The following is a 7868-nucleotide window of genomic DNA, read 5'->3' as shown; positions in this document are numbered from 1 at the left end:
CCAATTGGTATAGGCACGTATTTGATAACTGCCGGGCCTGGTTAAAACGGGCAGCGCAAAATCGCCCCAACCTATACCTGTACTTAGGGGTATAGCTATCCTGTTTATTACAGAATCTTTTTCGGTAAGTAATTCAACATGTACTATATTACTAATGACTGATAAACCATGGTTCTCGCCCGCAACCGTATATGCCTTAAACCAGATGGTATCGCCAGGCATATAGGCTTGTTTATCAAGATGCAGGTAAACCTTCTCTACCGGGTTCGCCAACGAATACCTATCAAGCGAATTTATAGTGTGGGCTAAAAAAGCACTATCCGTTTGGGCAAAACCTTTAAAAGCAACAAATAAAAGACCTGTTAAAATACAAGTAAAAATAAATTTCATATCAACTGATAATAAAAAGCAAGATTTTGGATAACAGATGCCATTGATAAAACATCATCAAGTGATATTACTCAACTTTATAGGTATACACCTGGTGGCCCAAATTACCATCAATATCTATTCCCTCAATTAAAACTCTGTAGGTGCCTTTGGCATCGGCGTTAAAGAATGATAGTGTAGCATTGCCATCCTTATCTGTTAAGATATCTGATTTCCAATAAATGGTTGATCGAAGATCCTGCATCTGGGTATTTGTTTTGGGATCATCATATTGCGGCGAATAAAATTCCCGTGCTTTATAGTACCCTTTTGGCGCATAAGTAACCACGCCCGGCGCATATTTATTATATCCACTGCCATCTCCGCCCCGCCTTGTTGTAATTACCAACACCCCGCCATTTCCCCTGAAACCGTATATAGCTGTATTACCAATTGTGCGTAAGACCTCAACGCTCCCTACATCGTTTGTACTTAAGGTATTTAAATAGTCGCTCTCTACCGGTATACCGTCAACCATTATGGTCATTGGTGTACTCTGGCTGCGGGTTGAATACGGCACCCCGTTTTTAAAGATCACGCCAAATATTTTCATTTGCAAGGTGCTGACAAAATTAGCGCCAAAATTTTCGAAATCTTTATAGGTAAGTACCTGGTCGGCATTACCGGGGCCATTTAAATTATTGGAGTTTTTAACCAGTTCTTTCTTATCTTTCACATCCCGTACAACAACCTCTTTTAATAGAATAGTATGGTTGCCAATACCGTATTTTATATCCTCGCTATACTTGTTTTTACTGTTTTTAAGGTATGCAGAAAGTCCGGCGCTTATATTTACCTGGATGTCGGCCGCATTTTTATTTTTCCCGGAAGCCTGTGGAACAACCTTATCCAGTTCAATATCAATACTTTTACGATCCTTTGCCGTGCGGGCCTGTATAACAAAGCGGATGCTGTCCCTGAAAACAAGATCTTTAAAAACAAAATTACCTTTGGCATCAGATACGGTATCAATTACAAAAACTCCGCCCGATGTGGTAAACAATGTTATTTTACCTCCTGCTACAGGCTTGCCCCAAAGGCTCTTTAAATGCCCCGATATCTGCAGTGTTTTTTCGGGCTGAAAAACTATAGGTTCAAAACTATCATCCAATAACTTTTTCCATTCAAAACGGCGATAGCCCTGGGTTAATAGCAGCACATCCAGATCGGCCTGCGGTGTTGCATTTATATTATGAAAATAATAACCCGGTTTTTCAATGTAACCTTTCAGATCAGACGTGAGTAATATGTTCGAGAAAATACTTTCTTCGGCCGTTTCATCTACAGAAACCTTCGACAAATCAATAACAGCTGCCGAAAAGCTGGCGCTTACGGGTTTACTTTGATTGTTTTTGGCATTAAGGCTGATATTTACCTTTTGGCGGGGAGCATAGGATTGCTTATCTGATGATATGGAAAGTTTAAGTTCATCACTGTTCCTTACAAACACCAACCGCTCATTTAATGGCACTCCTTTATCATTAAACAAGGTAAACTGCACAATGCCCGATGGGAATTTACTTTTGGGCACCACAGCAGCAAATGATTTACCTCCATCGGCGCTATTGCCTGCATAATAAATTTCGCCGCCACTTTGGGCAACCAGCATCAGACCGCCAGTAGGTGTATCAGTGGCCAGCAGATCCTTGCCCGGCAATATTTTCACAGCGATGTCATCATCGTAAGAATTATCAATACTCAAAACATACCCATTATCTATTGCCTTGGGCAAATCAAATACCCCTTCAGAACCATCGGCATAGGTAACGTGGGCTTTATAGGTTTTACCGCTAAACGGAATCAGCTTAAAAACGCCCATACCCAAATGTGTACTGCTAAATGTGGCAACCTGCTGGTTTTGATCGTCAACAACAGTTCCTTTAATATTAGCGCCTAAGCCATCGGCGCCCACAGCCTTAAAAGCAACCTTTGAATTTATGCCATTAACCAGGCTGCCGCTTTCCGGAAAAAACTGAACGTCAACTTTATTGGATACCGCTTTTATCGCCACTACTTTTTCAACTGTTTTTTTATCAGCAAGCTTCATAGTGGTTACAATGTGCCCGGTTGCGGCTATATCGCCGGTTGTATTTATAAAAGCAGACTCCAGATTCCCTTTATCATCGGTAATACCTTTGCCCTTAAAAACAGTCTTCCCGTTTAGCTCAACATGGTAACTTACCTCTTTAGCTTTATAGGGTTCGCCATTTATATCTGTATAATTAATTAGCGCGTTTACTTTTTGCTTCCCGTTTTGAATGCTGTAGGTAAATGCGGTTTTAGTGAAAACTGTATTATTAATACTATTAACAACAGTGAAGGTTTTATCAAAAAAATAAGCCTCGCTTTCATTACGCATCCAATTGGTATAGGCACGGATGCGGTAAGTGCCTTCTTTCATCGAATCGGCAAGGGCAAAATCACCGCTGGCCAACCCGCTTGTTAATGGAAGTTTAATGCTGCGTTTTACGGAATCATTTTCGTCTATCAGGTCAACATTCAATATTTCGCTAAGAGCCGATAGCTGGTGCTTGCTACCTATGGTAACATAGGCTTTGAACCAAATATCATCCCCTATGGCGTAGTTGGGTTTATCAAACTGCAGGTAAACTTTTTCCTGCGGATGATTGGCCCGCCACTTATAAAGCTGATCAACCAGATTATGTAAAAGATCATCGCCCGGACCTGTAAAACCTAAAATAGCTGTAATGATAACAGTTATTAATAAACCGATGGTTAATTGTTTATTTTTCATCAAGGTAAATAAAATTCAATCTACAGAAATATTGTAATACTGTTATAACAAGTATGTTACCGACTTATAGGTGCAAATTTTTGAGTATTCAGATGCCGGGCATCATGAGCGCCGTGAAGATAAAGTTCGTTTTTCATAATTAGGTTAGGTTATTAAGTAGCCGGTTTGACAATGGTATTAAATAAAGGTTTAATGTAATAAAAAATAAATTTCATTACACCATCAAAACCCAAATATAAAACCTGCCGCCGCAGCTTAAAACTTATTCTTCCACATCATGCTTTCAACCGGGCGGGTGGTAGGGTTGTTGTATTTGGCGTTGCTTTTGGTGTTATACAGGGTTTCAATTTCACCCTCCACAACAAAATATATTAGCTGCCCAATAGGCATACCGGGGTAAATGCGTACAGGTTGCGCGCATGAAATTTCCAGTGTCCAGGTGTTACAAAAGCCAACATCGCCTTTGCCGGCAGTGGCATGTATATCAATACCCAGGCGGCCTGTGCTCGATTTTCCTTCCAAAAAAGGTACGTGCTTGTGTGTTTCGGTGTACTCTACTGTTACCCCCAGGTAAAGGGTATTTGGCTGCAAAACAAAACCTTCTTTTGGTATTTCAAAGCTATCAATCTCGTTATGTTTTTTAGCATCAAGCACCCTATCGCGGTAAGTAGCCAGGTGTTTGCCCAAATGCACATCATATGAATTGGTGCCAAGGCAGTCGCGCTGAAAGGGTTCAATTATTATTGTTCCTTTTTCTATTTCTTCGAGAATGCGCTTATCAGATAATATCATAGCCTGTTTTTGGAAGGGCCTAAATTATAAAAATTAAAATAAAGGCACCGGTAATTATCCAAACATTGTTAAAATCGGCAAAAGCACAAGAATGATTGAATATCATATTAAAAATCAATACTTTACGAATATGATACGGCAATTATTATAATTAAAATTATTTCACATAAGTTTGCATCCAATTTTGCAATTTTACTTTTATGGCGATAGCATACAGGCAGCGTATTGATGATGATACAGAGTTTGCACTCTGGAAAATTGAGGAGGAGGCTAATGACCTGTATGTGCAGCTACAATTAAACGACGAGGAAAAAGCCTTTGTTGAAAAATTGAGCAAAGGCAAACGCCACCTGCACTGGCTGGGCACACGCGTACTGCTGCGTAAGATGCTGCGTACCGATGAATATATTGACTGCAGAATTGACTCGCATGGCAAGCCTTACCTGGTAAACCTCCCCTACCATATCTCGTTAAGCCACTCTTTTGACTATGCTGCCGTGATGATTAGCAAAACACATAAAGTGGGGATAGATATTGAGCAGATTCAGCAAAAAGTAGAGCGCATTGCCAGTAAATTTATGCAGCCCCAGGAACTTGCTTTTATTAACAGCAATAAAAAAATTGAACACCTGTACGTTTGCTGGTGCGCCAAGGAAGCCATTTACAAATGCAACGGGCAAAAGGAGGTTTCATTTGCCAATAATATTATTTTGGAGCCTTTTAATTTTGAACACCATGGCGCGTTAAATGCCAATTTGCATAAAAAGCACCTTAACATTGATTATACGGTGGGCTACATGCAGTATGAAAATTATATGATTGGTTATGTTAAAGGGGATATGTGATGAAAAATAAAAAAGTTTTTTTCCAGGATTGGGGATTGATAGATTACCAGCAAGCCTGGGACAGGCAGGAAGATCTGTTCTCGACCACGGTGAAAACTAAACTGGATAACCGCAACAACGAAATAGCTTATAGCGAAGCTGCTAAAAGCCTGGTTCCTGCGGATGCCTATAAACCTTTTGTTGCCGACGAAACCTTTAATTACCTGGTATTTTGCGAACATCCGCACGTATACACTTTAGGCAAAAGCGGCAAAGCCGAACATTTACTGTTAGACGAGGAAGGACTGAAAGAAAAACAGGCCGTTTATTATACCATTAACCGTGGTGGTGATATTACCTACCATGGCCCGGGCCAAATTGTATCTTACCCTATACTTGATCTCGATAACTTTTTTACCGACATCCACCTTTACCTGCGCACATTGGAAGAAGCGGTAATCCTCACCCTTGCCGATTATGGTTTGCAAGCCGGGCGTTACCCCGGCTATACCGGTGTTTGGTTTGATGCCGATAATGAAAAGGCGCGCAAAATTTGTGCTATGGGTGTGCGCTGCAGCCGTTGGGTAACCATGCATGGGCTGGCGTTTAATGTAAATACCAATCTTGATTACTTTAAAAACATAGTGCCCTGTGGCATTGATGATAAGGCTGTAACCTCCATGCAGCAGGAACTTGGCCACGAAGTTGAAATTAATGAAGTTAAAAAAATCCTAAAGCATCATATTTCCGTATTGTTTGATATGGAGATGATGTAATGAAAACACTATTTTTAATTCTATTTTCGATAAGCGCGCTATCCGCGTGCACAAAAAAGACTGATTCAATGCAGAATAACAGCAATAACACTACAACTACGCCGCCTGTTGTAGTGCCCGTAACTATTAAAGACACTTTAAGCTACCTTGCCCTTGGCGATTCATATACCATTGGGCAATCAGTTACGGCACAGGAATCATTCCCCTACCAGCTTGCCGCCCAACTACCCGATTTTAAGGTGACCGAGCCGCATATCATAGCCCGGACCGGCTGGATAACCGATCAATTGATATCCGCAATAAATGATGCCAATGATATAAAAGGTAAAACCTATGATTTTGTAACGTTGCTTATTGGCGTTAATGATCAATATGGGGGTTACAGCCAAACCAACTACCGGGTTAAATTTGTACAGGTTTTAAATACGGCCATCAAGTTTGCAAAGGGTAATCAGAAACATGTGTTTGTGCTATCCATCCCCGACTATGGTGTTACTCCTTACGCCCATGGCGATGATGGCAAAATTGGCCCGGAAATAGACCAGTTTAACGCCATTAACCTTGAAGAAAGCAAGAAGGCAGGCGTTAACTATATTGATATTACCCCTATATCCAAAGAAGCCGCTTTTGATCTTACCCTACTGGCTAATGACGGCCTTCACCCATCGGCCAAAATGTATAATATGTGGGTTCAAAAGCTTGTGCCTGAAATATTAAAGCAGTTTAAAAAGTAAGTTGCCAACCAATAAATCCAACTCCCCCTTCAGGGGGCTTGGGGGCTAACATTCCGGCAGGCTGATAGGAATATTAATCGCCAGTCCCCCGTCAGATGTTTCTTTATATTTCGAGTTCATATCCAGGGCGGTTTGCCACATGGTTTTAACCACGGCATCCAGGCTTACTTTGGCTTTTTCGGGATTACTCTGCAAGGCCAGTTGCGATGCGGTGATGGCTTTTATGGCTCCCATCGTATTCCGTTCGATGCAGGGGATCTGTACCAGGCCGCCAATGGGATCGCAGGTAAGGCCAAGGTGATGTTCCATAGCTATCTCGGCAGCCATTAATACCTGCCTTTGTGTGCCACCCAGGCATTCTGTTAAAGCCGCGGCCGCCATTGCTGATGATACGCCTATTTCTGCCTGGCACCCACCCATCGCTGCGGATATGGTGGCGCCTTTTTTAAATATGCTCCCAATCTCTGATGCGGTAAGTAAAAACTGGATAACCTGCTTATCGGTATTACAATCGCAAAAAATAATAAAATATTGCAGCACAGCTGGTATAACACCGGCGGCACCATTGGTTGGAGCGGTTACAACACGGCCAAAAGAGGCGTTTTCCTCATTAACAGCCAGCGCGAAACAACTTACCCAATCCAGTATATTTTTAAAGCTTCCACCTGTTTTGCGGATGGCGGCAACCCATTCATCATAATTTGAATAGGTATTACTACCAATTAGTTTACTGTTTAGTTTAAAAGCGCGCCTTGCCACGTTTAAGCCACCGGGTAACTGGCCGGTAGTGTGGCAACCACGATACATACATTCTTTTAGCGCTTTATATATATTTAAAACTCCCAAATGGGTTTCCTGCTCGCTGCGCCAGGCCAGCTCATTTTCCATCACTACTTCGGATATCTTTAAACCGGTTTTCATGCACCAATGGAGCAAGTCGGCAGCGGTATCAATCGGGAATGGCAGATCGACTTCATTTTTTGATTGTGCCGATGCACCCTCTTTTACCACAAAACCGCCACCTATAGAATAATAAGTTTCTGATATCGCCCTGCCATTACTTAAAAACGCCTGAAAAGTTACCGCGTTGGGGTGAAAAGGCAAGCTTTCGTTAAACAAAAAAAGCAGGTCATCAGCCACAGAAAAATTAATCGACCTTGTTCCGCCTAATATTAATTGATGCGATGATGTTATATGATCAATTTTAGGAGTGATCTGGTCAACCTCAAAAGTTACAGGATCATCGCCGCTAAGACCCAACAGAATGGCAATATCAGTACCATGGCCTCTTCCGGTTTTAGCAAGGGAACCATAAAGCAATATCTTCACCTGTTCAACCATAGGCAGTACCTCCTGTTGTTCAAGCGATTGTACAAATTGCTGAGCAGCGCGCCAGGGGCCAAGCGTATGCGAACTTGATGGGCCTATCCCTATCTTAAACATGTCAAATACCGAAATCTGTTCTCTTTGCATCAGGTCAAAATTAAAAATAATATATCATTGAAGCTTTGTAATAAATATGATAGATGAGGTAATTTTTAGTTAGAGGCTGTCTAAA

At 41.5% G+C, this 7868-nt stretch carries 6 protein-coding genes and 1 pseudogene; 3 read left to right on the top strand and 4 right to left on the bottom strand.

Annotated elements, in window-relative coordinates; genetic code table 11:
* The 3 genes and pseudogenes from Q0R88_RS25720 to dcd form a co-directional block, all read right to left on the bottom strand.
* Nucleotides 1–390: pseudogene (locus tag Q0R88_RS25720) on the bottom strand (TonB-dependent receptor); the annotation flags it as partial.
* A gap of 67 nt (nucleotides 391–457) precedes the next feature.
* The gene (locus Q0R88_RS25715; protein ID WP_295721397.1) at nucleotides 458–3184 is read right to left on the bottom strand and encodes a TonB-dependent receptor plug domain-containing protein; all 2727 of its coding nucleotides are present in this window, start codon (nucleotides 3182–3184) and stop codon (nucleotides 458–460) included.
* A gap of 255 nt (nucleotides 3185–3439) precedes the next feature.
* Nucleotides 3440–3976, bottom strand: coding sequence for a dCTP deaminase (gene dcd / locus Q0R88_RS25710; protein ID WP_295721395.1), 537 nt, complete (start codon nucleotides 3974–3976; stop codon nucleotides 3440–3442).
* 200 nt (nucleotides 3977–4176) lie between these two features.
* Here dcd and Q0R88_RS25705 point away from each other — a divergent pair, with 200 nt between their 5' ends.
* From Q0R88_RS25705 to Q0R88_RS25695, 3 genes are all read left to right on the top strand, one after another.
* A complete protein-coding gene (locus tag Q0R88_RS25705) occupies nucleotides 4177–4821 on the top strand; it encodes a 4'-phosphopantetheinyl transferase superfamily protein (protein ID WP_295721393.1) in 645 nt (214 codons plus the stop codon).
* Complete coding sequence (gene lipB / locus Q0R88_RS25700) at nucleotides 4821–5576, top strand: lipoyl(octanoyl) transferase LipB (RefSeq protein ID WP_295721391.1); 756 nt, start codon at nucleotides 4821–4823, stop codon at nucleotides 5574–5576. Before Q0R88_RS25705 ends, lipB begins: the two co-directional genes overlap by 1 nt.
* A 68-nt stretch (nucleotides 5577–5644) precedes the next feature.
* Entirely contained in the window at nucleotides 5645–6310 is a 666-nt protein-coding gene (locus Q0R88_RS25695; RefSeq protein WP_295721389.1) for an SGNH/GDSL hydrolase family protein, read from the top strand.
* Nucleotides 6311–6355: 45 nt separating this feature from the next.
* Here the strand turns inward: Q0R88_RS25695 and Q0R88_RS25690 are convergent, their stop codons facing one another.
* On the bottom strand, nucleotides 6356–7783 hold the full coding sequence (locus Q0R88_RS25690; RefSeq protein ID WP_295721387.1) for an L-serine ammonia-lyase: 1428 nt from the start codon (nucleotides 7781–7783) through the stop codon (nucleotides 6356–6358).
* Nucleotides 7784–7868 lie beyond the last annotated feature (85 nt).

It is taken from the genome of Mucilaginibacter sp. (genome assembly GCF_025362475.1).
Taxonomy (GTDB): Bacteria; Bacteroidota; Bacteroidia; order Sphingobacteriales; family Sphingobacteriaceae; genus Mucilaginibacter.
The sequence above is the reverse complement of the archived record's forward strand: the minus strand, read 5'-3'. Positions and strand labels throughout refer to the sequence as shown.